This window comes from Oleiphilus sp. HI0061 (assembly GCF_001635675.1).
In genome coordinates, this window is sequence record NZ_LWFE01000157.1 from 1 (window position 1) to 1,030 (window position 1,030).

1 pseudogene is annotated in these 1,030 nt (G+C 45.8%); it reads left to right on the top strand.

The annotated features are described in order from the left end of the window. A pseudogene (locus A3735_RS01860) lies at window positions 1-858 on the top strand (TAT-dependent nitrous-oxide reductase); the annotation flags it as partial. Between the last annotated feature and the right edge of the window lie 172 nt (window positions 859-1,030).

The following is a 1,030-nucleotide window of genomic DNA, read 5'->3' on the forward strand; positions in this document are numbered from 1 at the left end:
ATCAAGAAGCTGGCTTCACTATTTGATGATAAGATCAAACCTCGCGATACCATCGTTGCAGAGCCAGAGCTGGGCTTAGGGCCGCTTCATACAGCCTTTGACGGACGCGGTAATGCTTATACAACCGTCTTTATCGATAGTCAGGTGGTTAAGTGGAACGTGGAAGATGCGATCAAAGCTTATCAAGACAAGAAAGTTAATTACATTCGCCAAAAGCTGGATGTTCATTATCAGCCAGGTCACCTTCACACCACCATGGGTGAAACCCGTGATGCTGATGGCAAATACCTAGTCTGTCTCTGTAAGTTCTCTAAAGACCGATTCTTACCGACGGGCCCACTTCGTGCCGAAAATGATCAGTTAATCGATATCTCCGGCGATGAAATGAAGCTGATTCACGACGGCCCGACCTTTGCTGAGCCTCACGATTGTATGATCGTTCATCGAAGCAAAGTGAAGCCAAGCAAAATCTGGAAGCGTGATGACCCCTTCTTCGCTGAAACCGTTGCTCAAGCAAAGAAAGATGGTGTAAATCTTGAAATGGACAACAAGATTATTCGCAAGGGTAACAAAGTGACGGTTTATATGACCTCGGTTGCACCAAACTTTGGCCTGAACAAATTTACCGTTAAGCAAGGCGATGAAGTCACCATGGTGATCACTAACCTTGATATGGTAGAAGACGTAACTCATGGTTTCTGTATGGTCAACCATGGCGTCAGTATGGAAATTGGCCCTCAGCAAACCCAGTCAGTGACCTTTACCGCCGACAAGGTTGGCGTACAATGGTTCTACTGTCACTGGTTCTGCCATGCACTGCATATGGAAATGCGTGGCCGAATGTTAGTCGAAGCTTAAACCCTTTAAGCTTTAGCTAACTGCTAAAGGCGAAAAAGAAGTACAAGATGTCACAACCATCTCGAATACTGCTGGAAACACAGCAGAACAAACAGAAGCACAGTGCGTATATCCTTATGCTGTGCCTCTGTACCTGTCTGATAGTGGTGGCATCTCTTTTATCCTCTTCAGC